This is a genomic window from Leptospira koniambonensis (assembly GCF_004769555.1).
In the GTDB taxonomy this organism is placed as follows: Bacteria; Spirochaetota; Leptospiria; order Leptospirales; family Leptospiraceae; genus Leptospira_B; species Leptospira_B koniambonensis.
Map to the genome: position 1 here is coordinate 937114 of NZ_RQFY01000004.1, position 18937 is coordinate 956050.

The 18937-nt window shown below is 38.3% G+C and carries 18 protein-coding genes and 1 tRNA gene; 6 read left to right on the plus strand and 13 right to left on the minus strand.

Features of this window, described 5'->3' with window-relative positions; all coding sequences use genetic code 11:
• The first annotated feature begins 3 nt into the window (after positions 1-3).
• Together EHQ52_RS08380 and EHQ52_RS08385 are read left to right on the plus strand one after the other, a co-directional pair.
• Positions 4-465 carry an LA_2478/LA_2722/LA_4182 family protein gene (locus EHQ52_RS08380; RefSeq protein WP_135614744.1) on the plus strand — a complete coding sequence of 154 codons (462 nt, stop codon included), beginning with the start codon at positions 4-6 and terminating at the stop codon, positions 463-465.
• 82 nt (positions 466-547) lie between these two features.
• Positions 548-1543, plus strand: a complete 996-nt coding sequence (locus EHQ52_RS08385; protein ID WP_135614745.1) for a M14 family zinc carboxypeptidase — start codon at positions 548-550, stop codon at positions 1541-1543.
• A 22-nt stretch (positions 1544-1565) separates the two neighbouring features.
• On the opposite strand, the gene EHQ52_RS08390 is transcribed toward EHQ52_RS08385, so the two are convergent.
• Positions 1566-2387: an RNA polymerase sigma factor gene (locus EHQ52_RS08390; protein ID WP_135614746.1), complete on the minus strand. Its 822-nt coding sequence runs from the start codon at positions 2385-2387 to the stop codon at positions 1566-1568.
• Position 2388: 1 nt separating this feature from the next.
• Entirely contained in the window at positions 2389-2871 is a 483-nt protein-coding gene (locus tag EHQ52_RS08395; RefSeq protein WP_135614747.1) for a nuclear transport factor 2 family protein, read from the minus strand.
• Positions 2872-3213: 342 nt separating this feature from the next.
• On the opposite strand from EHQ52_RS08395, the gene EHQ52_RS08400 reads away from it, so the two are divergent.
• A complete protein-coding gene (locus tag EHQ52_RS08400; protein ID WP_135614748.1) occupies positions 3214-4812 on the plus strand; it encodes a 7TM diverse intracellular signaling domain-containing protein in 1599 nt (532 codons plus the stop codon).
• Here the strand turns inward: EHQ52_RS08400 and EHQ52_RS08405 are convergent.
• From EHQ52_RS08405 to EHQ52_RS08425, 5 genes are all read right to left on the minus strand, one after another.
• On the minus strand, positions 4807-5988 hold the full coding sequence (locus EHQ52_RS08405; RefSeq protein WP_135614749.1) for a pyridoxal phosphate-dependent aminotransferase: 1182 nt from the start codon (positions 5986-5988) through the stop codon (positions 4807-4809). The two genes, EHQ52_RS08400 and EHQ52_RS08405, sit on opposite strands and share 6 nt — an antisense overlap.
• 9 nt (positions 5989-5997) lie before the next feature.
• Complete coding sequence (locus EHQ52_RS08410) at positions 5998-6228, minus strand: DUF2905 domain-containing protein (protein ID WP_135614750.1); 231 nt, start codon at positions 6226-6228, stop codon at positions 5998-6000.
• A 24-nt stretch (positions 6229-6252) separates the two neighbouring features.
• Positions 6253-6342, minus strand: a tRNA-Ser gene (locus EHQ52_RS08415).
• Between the two features lie 80 nt (positions 6343-6422).
• Positions 6423-7976: an FAD-dependent oxidoreductase gene (locus EHQ52_RS08420; RefSeq protein ID WP_135614751.1), complete on the minus strand. Its 1554-nt coding sequence runs from the start codon at positions 7974-7976 to the stop codon at positions 6423-6425.
• Positions 7966-8544: a gluconate 2-dehydrogenase subunit 3 family protein gene (locus EHQ52_RS08425; protein ID WP_135614752.1), complete on the minus strand. Its 579-nt coding sequence runs from the start codon at positions 8542-8544 to the stop codon at positions 7966-7968. Before EHQ52_RS08425 ends, EHQ52_RS08420 begins: the two co-directional genes overlap by 11 nt.
• A 103-nt stretch (positions 8545-8647) precedes the next feature.
• Here EHQ52_RS08425 and EHQ52_RS08430 point away from each other — a divergent pair, with 103 nt between their 5' ends.
• The 3 genes from EHQ52_RS08430 to EHQ52_RS08440 all read left to right on the plus strand — a co-directional run bounded on the left by EHQ52_RS08430 (position 8648) and on the right by EHQ52_RS08440 (position 11523).
• Positions 8648-8881 carry a ferredoxin gene (locus tag EHQ52_RS08430; protein ID WP_135614753.1) on the plus strand — a complete coding sequence of 78 codons (234 nt, stop codon included), beginning with the start codon at positions 8648-8650 and terminating at the stop codon, positions 8879-8881.
• 334 nt (positions 8882-9215) lie between these two features.
• On the plus strand, positions 9216-11129 hold the full coding sequence (locus EHQ52_RS08435; RefSeq protein WP_135614754.1) for a PAS domain S-box protein: 1914 nt from the start codon (positions 9216-9218) through the stop codon (positions 11127-11129).
• Positions 11113-11523 (plus strand): response regulator, encoded by a 411-nt coding sequence (locus tag EHQ52_RS08440; protein WP_135614755.1) that lies wholly within the window; start codon positions 11113-11115, stop codon positions 11521-11523. The genes EHQ52_RS08435 and EHQ52_RS08440 overlap by 17 nt, the downstream gene beginning before the upstream one ends.
• A gap of 1 nt (position 11524) precedes the next feature.
• Here EHQ52_RS08440 and EHQ52_RS08445 read toward each other — a convergent pair whose 3' ends face one another.
• The 6 genes from EHQ52_RS08445 to nirB form a co-directional block, all read right to left on the minus strand.
• Positions 11525-12991 (minus strand): NADP-dependent isocitrate dehydrogenase, encoded by a 1467-nt coding sequence (locus tag EHQ52_RS08445; protein WP_135614756.1) that lies wholly within the window; start codon positions 12989-12991, stop codon positions 11525-11527.
• Between the two features lie 91 nt (positions 12992-13082).
• Positions 13083-14279 (minus strand): molybdopterin molybdotransferase MoeA, encoded by a 1197-nt coding sequence (locus EHQ52_RS08450; RefSeq protein WP_135614757.1) that lies wholly within the window; start codon positions 14277-14279, stop codon positions 13083-13085.
• Positions 14276-15190 carry a bifunctional molybdenum cofactor biosynthesis protein MoaC/MoaB gene (gene moaCB / locus EHQ52_RS08455; RefSeq protein WP_135614758.1) on the minus strand — a complete coding sequence of 305 codons (915 nt, stop codon included), beginning with the start codon at positions 15188-15190 and terminating at the stop codon, positions 14276-14278. Before moaCB ends, EHQ52_RS08450 begins: the two co-directional genes overlap by 4 nt.
• Before the next feature lie 68 nt (positions 15191-15258).
• On the minus strand, positions 15259-16029 hold the full coding sequence (cobA, locus tag EHQ52_RS08460; protein WP_135614759.1) for a uroporphyrinogen-III C-methyltransferase: 771 nt from the start codon (positions 16027-16029) through the stop codon (positions 15259-15261).
• 4 nt (positions 16030-16033) lie between these two features.
• A complete protein-coding gene (nirD, locus tag EHQ52_RS08465; RefSeq protein WP_135614760.1) occupies positions 16034-16399 on the minus strand; it encodes a nitrite reductase small subunit NirD in 366 nt (121 codons plus the stop codon).
• A gap of 9 nt (positions 16400-16408) precedes the next feature.
• A complete protein-coding gene (nirB, locus tag EHQ52_RS08470; protein ID WP_135614761.1) occupies positions 16409-18922 on the minus strand; it encodes a nitrite reductase large subunit NirB in 2514 nt (837 codons plus the stop codon).
• Between the last annotated feature and the right edge of the window lie 15 nt (positions 18923-18937).

An 18937-nucleotide genomic window follows, 5' to 3' on the forward strand; every position in this document is an offset into this window, starting at 1 on the left:
GGAATGGTATCTAAAATAAATAAAACTTTAATTCCTTTCGGATTGGTCCTCATATTGATGGGAGCATTCTTCTCATTTGGTTGTTCCAAAAAGAAAAAAGCTCCAGCTGCAGTGGAATCTATTTGGAAAATAGATCAGGACGGAGTGGAGAATTCAAGCGGGTTCGCATGGGTTTCCAAGTATTGTGAGAAGGTTAGACAATGTGCTGATGGCGACATGAAGACCTTAAATCCTGACTCTGAAGCAATTTTGGAAAAAAGATTAAGAAAGGATTTTTGTTTAGAAAAATTTAAAGAATCCAAAGTGTATACATTGGCTGCACAAGAACCTAAATTGGTTATAAGCAGGACTATTTCTTGTTTGAAAGCAGCAACGGAAGCAGATTGCTCTTTGATCAAAAAAGGAGTATCTGAACTTTCAGAAGATTGTAAATGGTTACAAAATCTTCAAAACTCTAAAGAGTAAAAAAATAAAGGTCTTATAAAAGACCCGGGTTTTTAACCCAACCGTGGACTAAAGATACGATCTGAATTTTCGGAGGCAAACCTTGCTCAGAGGTATCAAAAGACTAAATCGATACGAGAAAAGATTGCTCAGGATAGCAAAGCTGGGCGGTAAACTCGTAAAAATCAACCAAGCAGGTTTTTCTAGAAGAACCAACGAAGGTTTCCGTTTTCCGATCTATAGTTTGGAAATAGGGACCAAAGAAGGTCTAGAAAAACATCCTGTTGGTATTACTGCAGGTGTCCATGGATTGGAAACCATTGGTATCCAGATCTTAATTGATTTTTTAGAATATATTATTAATCCAAAATCCACTGGTTTTTTGCCTGAATTAAAAAAAGGTAAATTAGGATTAATTGTTATTCCAATTGTAAATCCCGGGGGAGTAGCCGCAAAAACCAGATCAAATCCTGGCGGAGTGGACCTAATGAGGAACTCAGGGATAGATGCAGAGAAACCACTTCCATTCTTTGGAGGCCAAAAGTTCTCTAATAAACTTCCTTATTTTAGAGGACATGGATTGGAGCCAGAGTCCAGAACACTTTCCAGAACTGTTTTCGAACGGTTCTTTCATGTACAAGATTCTATTCTGCCTGTTCTAGATCTACATTCCGGCTTTGGGACTGTGGACAATGTTTGGTGGCCATATGCTTATACTCATAGGCCTTGCACAGATACTGCTTTGTATGAAAAGATAGCTTCTCACTTTAAAGATCATTGTGGTCATATTAATTTTTCTTATGGTCCTCAGAGTGCGAGTTATACGACTCATGGAGATCTTTGGGATAAATTTTACGATCATTACCAAGAATTATATTCTGAACAAGAGAATTGGAATTCTAAATTTCTACCTTTAACATTAGAAGTAGGTACTTGGTCCGATATCAAAGAAGAGCCTATGAAATTATTTTCCAAAAAGGGAATATTTAGGCCGGCCGAACATAATAAGAGTGAAGTTCTTACTCGATACAGAGGATTCTTAAGAGATTTTGTGCGCCTAGGTTTAACTAAGCCAAAAGACTGGACAGAAGCTCAGTAATTTTCCGAGTATTCTGGAAACATTAAGAAGAAGGTCGCAGTTTTTCTAAAATTTCCTTGGGAGTTTCGTAAATTCCTTGGCTTTTATAGATCCAGGCAAGTCGATCTAACTCTTTTAAATGTCCCAATACTTTAGAATCTTCTAAACTAGGATTTTTCTTTTTTAGTTTTTTCAGTTCAGTAAAGAAGGAAACATTATCTCGGTTTCTATTTAAAAGATGTCCTGATAATCCTATACAAGGACATGCTTTATTATTATCGATCCACATCCCGCATTCTTTGGATAAAAATTCAGACAGTTTCTTTTTGGATCTAGAAAGTTTTTGGCGGAAGTTTTCGGAACTGATACTTAAAATTTCTGCCCCTTCTTCGCTGCTCATGCCGTAAACGGAAGACAGAACAAATACTATCCTATCAGCGGAATTCAATTTTAATAAAACTGCATGTACACAACCGAATCTGATCTCTTCTTCTAAAATTTTGTCTTCTACTTGGTCTTCTAAAGAAATTGAATTCGGTTTAGAAAGATATTCTTGTCGTATTCTACTTAAATAGACAATGTTCTTAGGCCTTTTGATTGTAAGAAGATGATTGCTCGCGATAGAATAAACCCAAGTAGTAAACTTACTCTCGAATCTAAATCCAGAAAGTTTATTAGAAATTTTGAACAAGATCTCTTGGGTTGCGTCTTCTGCTTCTTGAGGATCCCATAACATTCTTAAAGAAAGATTAAAGATATAGTCTTGGATCTTTTCCAAAAGATCTTCCATCGCTCTAGGTCTGCCCTCTAGAGCGATTCGGATCGTATCCGTAAACTCGTCTTGTATCGTTACGGATTTTTCCATTCTAAGCTTTGATCCCTTTTTTCCTAAGATAATGTTCCAAATTTCTGGCGGCTTCTGATCTCACCTTTCCTTGGACTAAAGGTGACCATCCTAAAAGAACTCCAGGAGCGCCTAAAGCCATTCTGGTCCATTTCCAGAGAGGAAATCTATCCTTTTGTTTAACTACTTTTCCGTTTTTAAATTGGAATTCGGATTTGATATGGTTTTCGACCTTTCGTCCTGTTTTTGAAAACAGATATGTTGCCACCCAGTATGCTGTTCCTGTGTCAGCGCCAGCGTTTGCTTCTACTAGTTCAATAGTTGCATTCGGATCCATTCTTTCTAAGAGCATTGACCACATACCAGATACGGCTCCACCTTTTAATTTAGGAAATACTGGATCTGAAAATTCAACGTCTTGTGAATAAAAGTCCGCAATACTTGCAGAGTTTCTAGAATGAAAACTTTTATAAAAGTCTCTGATTTTTTCTTCGTTTGGATGCATGTAAATATCCTTTTTTGATTTCGCATAATAGGATCGAATTTGCAGATCCAGTGTGACTGGATTTTGGAAGAATTTTTAGAAATAGATAAAAAAAGGCCCGCAAAAGCGGGCCTGAAAATTATTCGGACAAGCGGATTAAACTCGTCCGAGGCAAGGCGAATAGAAAACGCCGTAATGGCGTTGATGTAAACTCCAGTTAACGTATATGAGTTAAGTGATAACTCATACTGGAGAGTAACATTTCAATAATATACTAATTAGGATCGAAAATCGTTCGGAATTATATACATGAACGTTTTTTGTTTGCACCTAATTGAATTATGAAAAAATGTTTTTTAACGCATGATCCGAATTTCGTTTTTTCTTCTCGTTCTTATTTCGAGTTTCGGTTCCATCTTCGCCAAAGAACTTCCGTTCATTCTAAAAGCAAACGAACATAATAAAAACATTACGCCCGAACTTTATTTTTGGGAAAAAACCTATACCGAAAATATTCCTCCTCCATCGAATCAAAATAATGGATGGAAAAAAATTAGATCAAACGCTCTAAATTTCAATTTTTCTAAAAGATCGTATTGGTTAAAATTCCGAATTAGATTTCGCGAAGAAATTCGTGAAAATCTTTACTTCGTACTTCGTTGGAAGGCCCATGATTTAGCAGAATTGTATACCCCAAATGGGGTAACTCCTATACAAAGAGTCGGAGATACATTATCAAAAAGTAATTGGCCTGTGAAGAATGTTCTTTATCCAACCTTACTCTTGCAAGGGGAGCCAGGAGAAGAAAAAGAATTTATAGTTCGGATCAAATCAGAATCCATTATGTCATTCCCAATTGATATCATGGATGAGGCTGGTGTCCGAGCGAATCTTGCTCTTGAAACAGGAGTATTTTCTCTTTCTGCCTGCTTATATGGGATGCTAATCCTCGTTGCTTTATTGTATTATAGAGCAACAGAATATAAAGAATTTCTACTATATACTTGCTACGCTTTTTGTATGGGAGCCTCATACGATGTAAATTACGGAAATGCGATAGAGCTTTTTTGGGAAGATTCCCCCCTTTGGACCGAAAAAGTGAATTATTTTTTCTTTAATTTGGGAGGTATTTTCGGATTCCAATTCATTAGAAAGTTTTTGGAAACAGAAACATTTCTGCCTTGGGTGGACCGGATCTTATTCTTTTTTTCAGTTATTCTGGGTCTGACACTTCCACTCATTTTTACGATGGATACGATTGCGTATCTGACTTTGACCAATGAAATTATATATTCTATTTCTATTCCTATGATATTGATCGCGGGAATTTATTTGAGAAGAAGGGGAAATCGTAAATTAAATCTGTTTTTGGTTTCTTGGGGATTATATCTTACTTTCGGTTATATTAGTATTTTTTACTATATTGGGATTTTAGAATACGGATTTTTTACCGTATATGCAGTTCCTCTTTTCTTTCCAGCGGACCTTCTAATTCTTCTTTATAATATTATCCAAAAATATTCTCAGAATTTAGAAGAGAAGAATAGCCTAGTCGAAACTTTAAGCGGTTTTATAAATAAGCCTAGATACGCTCGTTCTAAGATTTCAGGCTTGGATGTGGATGAATCTCTGAATGCTTTGGAACATCTCATGAGCACGGAGAAATTATTCGCAGAGGAAGAAGTTACTATCCAGATGCTCGCTTCTAAGATCGGACTAAGCACTCACCAATTGTCAGAACTTCTGAATTCCAGGCTTGGGATGGGATTTGCTGCTTATTTAAATTCCAAAAGGATAGAAGAGGCTAAACTTCTTCTGAAAAACGATACTGAAGATAATATTTTAAATATTGCATTTGCAGTAGGTTTTGGTTCTAAAACTTCTTTTAATGTGGAGTTTAAGAAGGCGACAGGTCTTACTCCGAAACAATACAAAAGTTTCGTGCAAAAAGCGCTGCTATAATAGCGCGGATATTCTTTCGAGTCCTGATTGAAACAATTCAGTTTCAGAGATTAAACTGATCACTATATATCCTGAAGCTTCTTCGAATCCGAACATGGAACCTGGGTGAACGAGCACTTTCTCTTTTTCTAATAATCTAAAGGAGAATTCCTCGTCGTTTAAGAAGGATGGAGATTGTAACACAGCATACCATCCTCCTTTGGGAGATGTGTAAGTGATTCCTGGATGAGAAGAATAGTAACTTTCTAGAACCTGAAGATTTCTGTTTATTCTTCTAAGCACTTGGCTTTGGATCATATTTCTCCATTGGAATAATTCATGAAGTGCGAGTTGTATTGGAGTTCCTACAGAAAGATAAGTATCTGCAATGATCTCTAATCTTTCTTTGCATTCTTTTTTCCAGCTAGTGGGACCTCCGACATGGATCCAGGAAAGTTTCATTTGAGGAAGTGCAAGTATCTTAGAGACTCCATTTACTACAAATACGGGGATATCAGTATGAAAAAAGTCGATTTGATGAAGATTTTCTTTGTGAAGATAATCTGAGAATACTTCATCTAGAACCAATGCTATTCCTTTGGTTTTAGAAATGGCTTTTAGTTTTTCGAATTCACTCCCGGTGAGTAAATTTCCTGTTGGATTATTTGGGGAAACTAAGAATAGGATTTTAGTTTTATGAGTGATCTTAGAATTTAAATCTTCAAAATCTATTTTCCAATTTTCGTTTTGATCTAATTTGTAAGAATTAAATTCTGCTCCATCTAGTAGGGATAAAAATTCGAAAAGTGGATAACCGGGAGAAGGGATGAGAACTTCTTCTCCTGGATTACATAATAACTTTATTAAATAGGAATACGCTTCGGAGGAAGAAGATGTTAAAAATAGATCTTCTTCTGAGATTGTATGACCTTTCTCTTTATAATAACCGGCGATAGATTTTCTGGCGATCAAAGTTCCTTTCGGATCAGGATCATATTCCAGACTTTCCGGTTTTTCCAGTGAATGTAGTATAGCTTCTCTTGGATAAACAAGTCCTACTTTTGTAGGATTGGAAATAGTAAGATCGATCCAATCTTCTCCTGATTTTTTAAAAGATTCTAAAAGAGAATATAGATCATTCTCTCCTGGAACGAATTCGAATCTATCGCTAAAGCGAGGAATGTTTCCCTGATCCATACGTTTTTCTTAATGTATAAATCTGTTCCAAAGATACAGAAGAAGTGAAAGTCCGATGCTGATCAGAATGGAAGTTGCAAAAGGAAAATAGAATTTGAAATTTTCTCTTTCGATCTTGAAGTCTCCAGGTAGATTACCAAGAGAAGAAATAAATGGAAGTTTGGAGCCGAAAAGGATGATGGCTCCAATAATCAGGAAGAATGCCCCGATCCAAAGAAATGTTTTACCTAGCGGTTCCATATTAGATCCACTGGAAACAAGAACTGGCGGAGAGGGGGGGATTCGAACCCCCGGTAGGTGTTACCCTACGCTTGCTTTCCAAGCAAGTACCATAAACCGCTCGGACACCTCTCCGGTTCTTGGTTGCGATTACGATGTTTTTCCAGGGAGCGGTCCGGTCAAGGAGATTCGACCCAAAAGTTCCGAGCATAGACTTAGGACTTCTTCTCTGAAATAAATTGGGCAGCTCTTTTGGAGAAGGCCATGATCGTATAGCTTGGATCCACAGAAACCGCAGTGGGAAACACACTGGAATCGCTTACATATAAATTCGAAATTCCATGTACCTTATGTTTCCAATCCACAACTGAAGTTTTGGGATCCAATCCCATTCTGCATCCTCCTGCAGGATGAGGAGCAGCCATCGCCATAGAAGCAGGAGTTAATGGAAGTGAATTTACAACGCTTACTTCTTCCGGTTTAGTTAATACGGTTCTTTTCAGATCTGGAAGAATAACTTTGTATGCGCCTGCTTTAAAGTTCAGGATGACCTGTTTGCGAATACAATCTTTGAGTATTTCTTTAGTAAGTGGTCCGAAACTGTATTGAACTTCTCTTTTACCACCTGACTTAATTTCTATTCTTCCTAATTCAGAATCTGGATCGTCTATCCAACCTATTGTTCCTCCTAGTCTAGGAAGTTCTTTCATGATCTCGAAATGTTCTTCTCCGAATCCTGGGACAAGTGCGCCTATCGCACCTGGCTGTAATTGGTTTGCCATAATGAGATATCCGCCTTCTCTATATATTCCTCCCGCATAACGTGCCAGTCTAAATTCTTCTACACCATAAGCAGAAGGAATATTTCTCCATTGTATAATAGATTCTTTATAGAGAGCGTGAACAAATGGAGAAGGATTGATTGCTAAAAATTCTCCTAATGCCGGTAACTTTCTTTTCAATCCGTTTTTAAGAAGGAAGGTAGAACTTCCAAATCCTCCTGCTGCGACTACAACTGTGTCCGCTTTAAAACGTAATTTCACGTCGGATTCTTTTTGAGAAGGTCTGTCTATTACAACTGCCTCTAGTCCGACAACCTTATCCCCTTCAAATTCCAATTCTAACGCTTTAGTGTCTGCGTAAAGATCTGCTCCTAATGCCATTGCCATTGGAATATGAGTGATTAGTTGGCTTTGTTTTGCTCCGAACATACAACCTTGCATACAATGCCCGGACTTTTGGCAGTTCTTACGTGCTTGCGGGACTGGATTTCCTTCCCAACCTAATTCTTTGGAAGCTTTACGAACCAATTGGTTCATTCTATTATAATTTTCTTCTTTGGCAGGATGGACATTCAGTGTGTCGTCTAACTCTTTCCAAAAAGGTTCTAGATCTTCTGCCCCGTGACCTAATACCCCAAATTTGTCCTTCCAAAGCTCTAATCTATCTTTAGGAGTTCTATAACTATCAGCCCAGTAGTGAACAGAGGCGCCGCCCACATTTTTTCCATAAACTATGTTTACTGTTCCATCAGCTGTGGTGGCCATATTTCTTTCTGCAGAAACTTTTCCGGCCATATTCAATTCATGATTATCGAATGATCCAGTGTGGTAGTAACCTCCTTCTTCAATTAAGGTTACCTTCTTCCCCGCCTTAGCTAGTTCATAAGCTACAGTTGCGCCACCACAACCTGTTCCGATGACTAAAACTTCTGTGCGGATCTCTTTGGATTCGCCTAAATTTTTCCATTCGTATATTTTACCCGACATCGGAACCTCCTACTAGTTTGCGATAATAGATCCTGGACTCGCTTAATTTTTCAGGAGGATTCATAAAAGGTCCGTCATACGAAATCGTTTTAAAAGTAGATTCATGTCCATAATACATTAAGAAAATTGGCATTCTTAAATTTGCCCAAACAGCTCTTACAGTGTCTGAGTCAGAATGATTTAATTCGGATAAAAACTTTCTTCTGGATTCTAAGGAAAGTTTTGAGAATCGAGAAAACTTCCAATGAAAGAATGGAAGATATTCTAAAACCATGATTAAAGTTTTAAAATCATCTGATAAGAATGGATCTACGAAATAAAATTCTTCATCTAATCTTTCCAATACCTTTGCTTCTTTATACGTTGGAGCGTTAGCAGCTGGTAAGATGACTTCTGATAATGCTGCTAAGGTTTCTAATTCTGATTCAGAGAAGAACAGTGTCTTAGGTAGTTGTTTGGAAGATCTGTTTAAGATACAAATCGATCCCCCAAGTACTAGAGCTCCTGAACCGGCGAGTCCCAGTCTCAAAAATGTTCTGCGAGATAAACGCGGGGCTGAATTTGCCATTGCAGTGTTTTCCTTCGATTCTTGGACTTGTCAATCCTATCCTACCCGGTTCTATACAGAAAACCAACTTGACGTTCCAAACGTTCGATAATCCTTAGTAATCATGGCAGATAAGAATGACAAAGTTCCGGAAAACGTTCCGGGCAAATTCTATATTGATAATAGCTGTGTGCCTTGTAACGATTGCTTGGAAGAGGCACCTAAACTTTTGAAATATACCGACGATGAGTCTAAGGTATATTTCCATAAACAGCCTGCCACTCCTGAAGAAGCGGTTGCCGCTCGCAAAGCTATGGAAATCTGTCCAGTAGAAGCGATCGGAGACGACGGAGAATAAACAAGCCTGAAGTTTTTCGGGCTTATATAGATCGGAAAACTCCTCCTATTAATCGAATTACGTTTTTCTAATTCACTTTCCTCTTTTTAATTCTTTTAAAAGAGATAAAACTCACGCGAAAAATGGTTCCTCATTCGGAACCGATTCCCCAAAAGTAGATCACTCGTTCTAGGACAAAAGGTTTAGTTCTGGGTGAAATTTAAAATCTTAGATCAGTTTACGTTGTAGAAAGAAATCCTTTAGATTTTAGGGTTTTTGGACCTTTTTTATTCGCAATGTACTCGTATAAGTCGTCTTTATATGTATTAGTTAGTAGAGCAAGTTCTTGCAGTTTATGGAAGAAAGACAGGGTCAGGAAAAAATCAAATTGGATCAAGACCAAGATTTGTACCAGATCTTAATCGAAACCAGTCGAGAACTGATCTGTTTACACGACCCAGAAGGGATCTATATTTATGTAAATCCTGCTATTGAAATTCTTACTGGTTTTAAACCGGAAGAAATGTTGGGTCGTAATCCTTATGATTTTATCCATCCTGACGACAGAGAACGAATTCTAACAGATTCTCATAATCCTGCAAAAGAGGGAAGACCTACAGTCGCCACTCAATACCGTTTTTTAAAGAAGAATGGTGACTATGTTTGGTTCCAAACCTTGACCCAGCCAATTAAAAATAAAGAAGGCAAGGTCACTCATTTAAATACAACTTCTAGAGATGTTACCGATCAAGTACGACTAACGGAGAGTTTGCAGCAGGAAAAAAAATTTTCATCTATCATGGCTGAACTCGCAAAAGTAGGAGCTTGGGAATCCAATATTGAAACAGGCAATTTGTATTGGTCTTCTGAAATTTATAGGATCTTGGAAAGAGATCCTTCTCTCGGAATTGATAGAGATACTGTTTATCAAAAATATTCTTATGCAGAGGACATGGAAAAGTTAAGGGAGAATAACTTACGAGTCTATCAAAAAGGAGAGACTTACTCTGTAGAACATAGGATGGTCACAGAAACTGGAAGAGTGATTTGGGTTCGCACACAAGGTAAGCCTGCATATTCTGAAGGAAGGATCGTAGGAGTATACGGTGCGATGCAGGACATCACTCTTTCTAAATTGGTAGAAGAAGAGATCCGCTTAAGTGAGAAAAAATTTTCGGAAGCATTTCATAGTTCCGGTAATGGGATCATTCTATTAGATAAGAACGGGCACTTTTTAGAACTCAATCAATCCTTCGCTAAGATGATAGGATACGAACCTGATGAACTTCTTTTTAAATCTTTCCAAGACGTTACTTATCCTGAAGATCTAAATATAGGTGCGGAAGCATTTCGTAAAATTATCGATGGAGAGAGAGACAGTGCTCAATTCGCAAAAAGATATATCCACAGAAAAGGACATATAGTCTGGGTGTTTATCACTGGAGTTGCAGTTAGAAAAGATTCTGGAGAACTGATGTTTATCGTATCTCAGATCCAAGATATCTCTCGCAAACGGATCTTAGAAAATATCCTAAGAGAAAAAAATGCAAGACTCAGATCAGTAGGTACTCATTTAAAAGAAAGGATCTCACAGCTAGAAGAATTTAACCAGATTGTGTCCCATAATATGAGATCTCCGATCGGGAATATCTCCACACTGGTAAAGTTTTTAGAAGAGGCGGAAACGGAAGAAGAGAGAGTCGAGTACATGGACTATCTCAAGACAACCTCTGACCAATTACTTACAACATTAAACGAAATCGTTGAAGTTATTAAAATAAGACAAAGTCCAAAGGTTGTTTCAGAAGAAATTCTATTCGAATCTGTATTTTCTAGAGTAAAGGCCATGTTTTTAGGCCAAATATTGGAATGTGATGCCGAAATCATTGCAGATTTTTCGGAATCTCCTTCAATTGTCTACCCCCCAGTCTATTTGGAGAGTATATTCTTAAACCTACTTTCTAATTCTTTGAAATATAGATGCGAATCCCCTCATCCGGTGATCCGATTTAGGACATATTGGTCTCACGGAAATCATGTTTTGGAAGTGCAGGATAACGGTTTAGGAATTGACTTAAATAAACATGGGGATCAAATTTTTAAATTACACAAAAGATTTCACCGAAACACGGACGGAAGAGGTTTGGGTCTGTTTATGACCAAAAACCAAATCGAATCTTTGGGTGGAGAAATCCATGTGGAAAGTACTCCTGGACAGGGTACGAAATTTATCATTCACCTTTCAAAAGCAAATGAATTCGCTATCTAAAAAACAGAAACTTTTACTCGTAGATGACGACGCGATCTTTGTTGAGATCGCTAAAAGAACTATCGAAAAGACCGGTGCTGTCGAAAGTTTAAAAGTATTTCCAGACGGAGAAGGTGCGATCAGCTTTTTAAGAGAGCACCAAAGCGAGCCGGATATCATTCCCGACTTTATATTTTTAGATATTAATATGCCTTTTATGGATGGCTGGCAGTTTTTGGATGAGTATGCAAACTTCGTGAATACCCTCAGCAAAAAACCAGAAATTTATATGGTTAGCTCTTCCGTAGATGATTCCGATCTAAGAAGAGCCAAAGAAATTCCATTAGTAAAAGATTATATAATCAAGCCTGTGTCTTTGGATTCATTTAAAAAAATCTTAACGAACCAAGCTTAATTTATTCTCCACCACCTAAGGAAAATGCTCTTTTTCCTTCGAATTTATACAAATTGTCCGTTTGGATACTGTCCAATCCTGCTTCTGAAATTCTAAGTAATAGTTTTGCGATTTGTTCAGATTGTATCTTAATAAAACCATCTCCTGATTCAGCATCTGGGGTTTCTGGATTTACGAATCTACATCTCCAATGATCTGTTAAAAAAGTTTCAGGAGCACCATTGGGATAAACTTTTACACCTCTATTCGTGATCATTCTGAGTTTTAGATCTCCGGAGATTGCGCTTAGTTTTTTAGCAAGTTCTTCAGAAGTTCCCGGTGCCCAATCTAAAAATACATCCACACCCACTAGTTCTTTTTGAAGAGCTTTTCTTTTGTATTCTGGGATATGGATCGCCTTTGCTTTTCCAAAAGAGATTGGTTTGAACTTTTCTGGAAGATGTCCTAGGTTTCCGATGACTGCTTCTCCAAATTCTTTTGTACCAACTTTGATACGGCTTACACCTGCTTTATAAATATCTCCAGTGTGAATTCCTTCTTCGATAGTGAGTAACCAAGCGTTTTGGATTTTAGCTGCGATATCAGGTTGTCCTAAATGTACTAACATCATAACCGCTGCGTTAATAAGTCCGCTTGGGTTTGCGATATTTTTTCCTGCGATGTCAGGAGCAGAACCGTGGATTGCTTCGAACATAGAGACAACTTCTCCAATGTTTGCGGATCCAGCCATACCAACAGAACCTGCAACCTGAGCGACTATATCAGAGATGATATCTCCATATAAATTTAATGTTACAACAACATCGTAAACCTGAGGTCTTTCTGCTAAGTGAGCAGCTCCAATATCTATGATCTCACTGGCCGCTTCTAGATCAGGATATTCTTTTGCAATTTCTTTGAAGATATCATGGAACAATCCATCTGATTGTTTCATGATATTGTCTTTTACCATTGCGGTTACTTTTTTTCTGCCATATGCTTTTGCGTATTCAAAAGCGTAACGGATGATCTTTTCAGAACCTGGTCTTGAAATTAATTTTAAACATTGAACAGTGTCTGAAGTTTGTTTGTGTTCTATCCCAGTATAAAGGTCTTCTTCATTTTCTCTTACAATAACAACGTCTAACTTATGATGTTTTGTATCTACATAAGGATAAAGTGAAATACAAGGTCTAACGTTTGCGAATAAACCTAAAGTAGTTCGAACGGTTACGTTCAAACTTTTGTAACCACCTCCTTGAGGAGTAGTGATTGGAGCTTTAAAAAATACTTTTGTGTCGCGTAGAATGTCCCAAGACGCAGGTTCTATTCCCGCACTATGGCCTTTTTTGTAGACTTGCTCTCCGATATCTATAAAGACAGGTTCGATACTTGCGCCAGCCGCTTCTAAGATCTTGAGAGTGGCGTCCATAATTTCCGGACCGATCCCATCTCCCTTAGCGACAGCGATTTTTTTCTTCGAGCTCATACTGACCTCCGATGTAGGAGTTCCTACAAATCGTTTTTGAGATAATCTACAGTCTTATTTCAATCGATGAGGTGCTCTGCGTCAATCTGGATTAGCTCCAAGGATAGAATTCCAACAGATCTCCTTCTTCCAGGTTTTCTGTTTCTGAGAATTGGACTCCGAGACCGTCTGAAAAAATTCCTGCACGAATATCTCCGCTTCCGTTAAACTTCTTTTCAGATAAAAAGGTTTGGACTTTGGTCTCATATGAAACCGGAAAGAACTCAGTCAGTTTATTTTTCTTTTTTCTTTCTCCGGCAAAAGGCAAACAGATTGGTTTCTCTGAAGAAAGTCCTAAAAATTTTCGTATATATGCTTCTACAAAAATCCTAAAACAAACCTGAACGCTAAAAGGATTCCCAGGCAGGCCAAAGACTGCCTGCTTATTCTTCTTACCAAACCAAATTGGTTTTCCAGGTTTGATCCTTACCTTATGAAAAACTTCCTTCACTCCAGAAGTTTCCAAAATTTTAGGAACTAAGTCTAGGTTTCCCATGGAAACTCCGCCGGAGAGAATGAGAAGATCAGAATCCAAACCTTCTTTCACTGCTTTTTCGAGAAGAATGGGATCATCACCCGCGCGAGTAACAGATAAAGGGCTTATACCATATTTTTGTAATAGAGATCTGATAGAATAAGAATTAGAATCTCTGATCTGCCAAGGTTTTGGAATTTCGCCAGGACCTACGATCTCGTTTCCGGTGGAGATCACTCTTACTCTAGGAAGTTTAGAAGTTTGAATGGAATATTTTCCTAAGGAAGAAAGCAAAGAAAGAACAGAAGCGTTGATCAATGTTCCTTCGTTTAAGATTTCTTGGTTTATTTTTAGATCTTCTCCTTGAATTGCTATATTGGAGAAGGAGCTGGATTTTTCAGTCTTAAAGCGGACTTGTTTCTTTCCATTAGAAATTCCTAAATCTTCGGAATCTTCTATCTTTATAACCAGATCGAAACCTTCTGGGACCGGGGCTCCTGTCATGATGCGGATTGTTTCTTCTCCGCTTTCTAATCGGAATGATTCTCCTGCATGTAATTCTCTAGTATAGGAATAAATTCGATCTTCCGAAAAACCTTCTGATTTTAAAGCAAATCCATCCATAGTTGCCCTATGAAAAGGCGGATAATCTCTATCCGAATGGATCTTTTCTCTTAGCACTTTACCAAGAGAATTTTCTAGATTTGTATTTTCGGGAGAAGACACACTCGCAGAAGATTCTACGAGTGTGAGCGCCTCTTGGACGGAGATCAATGTCCTTCTCCTCTCATCATTTTTTTTGCATGGAATACTGCAGGAAGAATTGCCTGTAAACTTTCAGTAGCACCATTCGTGCTTCCTGGGACGGATACTATTAACGTTTTACCAATTTTGCCTGCAATAGATCTGGATAACATTGCAAAAGGAGTTCTGTCTTGGCCGAAAGATCTCATTGCTTCTGCGATTCCAGGAATTTCTTGCTCTAAGATCCCTTTTATTGCTTCAGGAGTATTATCTCTTGGCCCGAGTCCTGTTCCGCCTGTTGTAACGATAAGGTCTAATCCTAGTTTAGACCATTCTAATATTGTATTTCTTATTTGTTCAGGCTCATCAGGAAGGATTTCTGATTTAATAGTTTCTACATCATGTTCTTTTAATAGGCTTAAGATTGCTTTTCCGGAACCATCTTCTCTTTTTCCTTGGAAAGTAGAATCGGAACAAACCAGAATTCCTGCTTTGGAACCTGCTGCAAATTTTGTGATCTGAGAATCCGTTTTTCCACCCTTCTTCTCCAAAAGACGAATAGAAGAAATTTCTAGTTCTTTATCTATAGGTTTTAGTAAATCATAAATCACTAATGAAGCTACACTTACACCTGTAAGCGCCTCCATCTCTATGCCTGTTTTTCCGATCGATTTTGCAGTGGTTAAAATTCGGACTGCATTTTTATCGGAAATAATTTCGAATTCTATTTGGAATGAATCAATAGAAACAGGATGACAATGAGGAATTAGCTCCGAAGTTTTTTTAGAACCGAGAAGTGCAGCTGCCTTCGCTACTCCGAAAAGATCTCCCTTAGGAAGAGTATTTTCTTTGATCCTAATAATGGTTTCCGGTTTGCAGAATACAAAACCTTCTGCTTGGGCAGTTCTAAGAGTTGTTTTCTTTCCGGTAATATCGTTCATGCTTCCTCTTAGCGGGAATCCGCAGGAATCAATATAATTCTGCTAAGGAAAACTGCGAGTAGTTTTCCTTAGCAGTAGGAGATCCTACCTTCTTCTTTTAACCTTTGCAGTTCGATATAAAAGTTTACGATTTCTCCGAATATTAACAACGCTGGCGTCTTGATCTGGAATTCTTCTGCTTTGTCCAAACAAGTATCTAGATTTGCTAAAACCAGTCTTTGGTTAGGAAGGGTAGCGTTCTCTATGAATGCCATAGGAGTGGAGCCAGAGTTTCCGGAATCTAATAAATTATCACGGATACTTTCCAAACTGTTCAATCCCATATAGACCAAAACTGTTTTACCCTCTAAATTTAGGTCTTCGAAACTTTCTGGGTTTTTGCCAGTCTTCTTATGGCCAGATAAGAAAAGTATTTCTCTTGCATATTCTCTGTGAGTGAGTGGAATTCCCAAACTAGAAGCAGCTCCGGAAGCAGTTGTAACTCCAGCTAAAATTTCACATTCAATTCCGAGGGAAGCAAGATGTTCTATTTCTTCTCCGGCTCTTCCGTAAATAGAAGGATCACCACCTTTCAAACGAACTATATTAGAATATTGTTTAGCATATTCACCTAATTTTTGATTAATCTCTGTTTGAAGGCAGCTATGTTGTCCGATCCTTTTTCCTACGTATTCTAAGACCGCGGACTTTTTGCAGTATTTTAGAACTCCCGCAGAAACTAGATCATCATATAAAACTACATCTGCTTTTCTTAAAAGTTTTACTGCACGAACTGTAAGAAGGTCCGGATTTCCCGGACCGGCACCTACTATATATACTTTTCCTGCGGAAGAGTTCATGATCTTAACCCTGAGTTTCCGGGCTTTCGATCCCGATATAAACTGTTCCGTCTTCAATATGAACAGGAAATGTTTTTATGGAATATTCTTCTCCGCTGATACAAGCACCGGTTCTAAGAGAGAAAGATTTTTTATGCATTGGACATGCAACTTTAGGTTCTCCTTGAGAATCACCGATCATTCCTCTTGCTAAAACCATGTCTCCTGTATGAGGACATTTGTTTTCACACGCAAACCATTCGTTTCTAGAACTGAAATGAAAGATCGCGATTTGTTCTCCGTAAACTTTTGCGCAGACTCCGCCATCTTCCGGAAATTCACTGACTGTACTAACGGGTATCCAAACAGGTTCTTTTGTAGTTGTATTCATTTTTATCTCCTAGTTCGAAACCAATTCTTTTTTAGGCCAATCTACTGGACGTTTTTGTCCTCTTTCTTCGATGAATTTTATAGTTGGGTCGGCATCTTCGCTGTTTATGAAATGTTTATATCTTTTTTGTTTTTCAGGATCATCTACTACATCTTTCCATTCGCAAACATAGGTTCCAACAAGATTGTCCATTTCTTCTTCTAACATCTTGTTGATACCAAGTCTGTCATTGATGATCACATCTTTCAGATATTCTATTCCGCCTTCTAATTGTTCCAACCAAGCAGAAGTCCTTACAAGTTTATCCGCAGTTCTAATATAGAACATCATGAACCTGTCGATGTATTTAACGCAGGTTTCTTCATCCAAATCAGCAGCGAGAAGGATCGCGTGTTTAGGATTCACTCCTCCGTTTCCGCCAACATACAGGTTCCAACCTTTTTCAGTAGCGATGATACCGAAGTCTTTACCTCTTGCTTCTGCACATTCTCTGATACAACCAGAGACTGCTGATTTTAATTTATGAGGAGCTCTGATCCCTCTATATCTTTCTTCGATACGAATTGCAAATGCAGTACTATCTTGGACTCCGTATCTACACCATGTGGAACCCACACAACTTTTAACGGTTCGCATCGCTTTACCGTAGGCATGTCCGCTTTCGAAACCTTCTTCTACTAGATCTTTCCAGATATCAGGAAGTTGATCCATTCTTGCACCAAGTAGATCTATCCTTTGACCACCAGTGATCTTGCAGTATAAATCATACTTTTTCGCGATCTGACCGATCACGATTAACTTATCTGGAGTGATCTCTCCGCCAGGAATACGAGGAACAACAGAGTAAGTTCCACCTCTTTGGATGTTTGCAAGATACTTATCATTGGTATCTTGGATCTCTCTGTGTTTTTGGATCGGTTCGTTGTAAATACTTGCGATGATAGAAGCCACAGTAGGTTTACAAGACTCACATCCATTTCCCATTCCGTGAGTGCGGATCATCTCTTCGAAACTGCGGATACCTTTTACCTTTGCAATTTGGAACAACTCTTGTCTTGAATATTTAAAATGTTCACATACATGTTCAGTAACCACTTTACCTTGTGCGCGAAGTTCTTCCTTCAGGATGGAATTCATCTGAGGGATACAACCACCACAACCAGTTCCAGATTTGGTACATTCTTTCAATCCTTTCAGATCAGAACAAGCACCTGAACGGATCGCCCCTAAAAGATCCCCTTTAGAAACGTTATTACAAGAACAGATCTTTGCATCATCTGGAAGGGACCCGAATGCAGAACCTTCTTCTGATGGAGTTCCTACAATTAAGGATTCAGGTTCAGCAGGAAGTTCTACGTTATTTAAGTAAAGAGTGAGAAGGGTAGAATATGCATCTGCATCTCCTACAAGTATTCCTCCTTTCAGTTTTTTACCATCAGGAGAAAGAACTAATTTTTTATACACACCAGTGCGTGGATTCGTATAAGCGATAGGAAGATGTTCCGTTTGACCTAAAGCATCTCCGAAAGAAGCAACATCTACTCCGATCAATTTAAGTTTTGTAGAAAGATCCGAACCTGCATAAGATTTTGTTTTTTGTCCAGGACTACAAAGATTATAAGCGAGTATTTCCGCCATTTCATAACCTGGAGCCACAAGTCCGTAGATCATTCCTTTATGAAGTGCAACTTCTCCGATTGCATAAACTCCGTAGACATTTGTTCTTAGCTCGTCGTCTACGATTACCCCGCCTCTTTGTCCAACCTCTATTCCAGAATTTTTTGCCAGTTCATCTCTTGGCCGGATCCCTGCGGATACAATCAACATCTCCACATCTAAAACGGAACCATCTACGAATTCGAGACCTTGGAAACTAGAATCACCTAATGCTTGTTTGGTTTCTTTGTTTAAATGAATGCGAACGCCTAAGGATTCTATCTTAGATTTTAGAACGGAAGAAGCGGCCTCATCCAATTGCCTAGGCATCAAACGTGATGCGAATTCAACTACATGGCTTTCCTTTCCCATGTCTAATACTGCTTTAGCTGCTTCTAAACCTAATAAACCGCCACCAAGTACAGCAACTTTGGAAACTTGTTTAGCGTAAGACATGATCTTTTCTAGATCTTCAATTGTACGATAAACAAAAACTCCTTGTTTATCTACACCTTCAAAATTGGGAACAAAAGCAGAAGAACCTGTAGCAATTACCAATTCATCAAAAGGTAATTCAGTTCCGGCAGAAGTAGTTACTTTTCTAGAAACTGTATCAACTGAGATCGCAGGTTCAGAAAGTAATAAGCGGATCCCATTGGTTCTATACCAATCGGAAGGAGAAAGATAAAGAGAATCTGCGGATCTATTTGTAAAGTACTCGGAAAGATGAACTCGATCGTAAGCTCTTCTAGGTTCTTCACCTAAAATAGTTACTTCAAATTTTTCTGTTCCACCGTACTCAGCGATTTTTTCGGCGAATCTATGACCCACCATTCCATTTCCAAGAATTACTAACTTCCGTTTCATTTTATCTATCTCCTT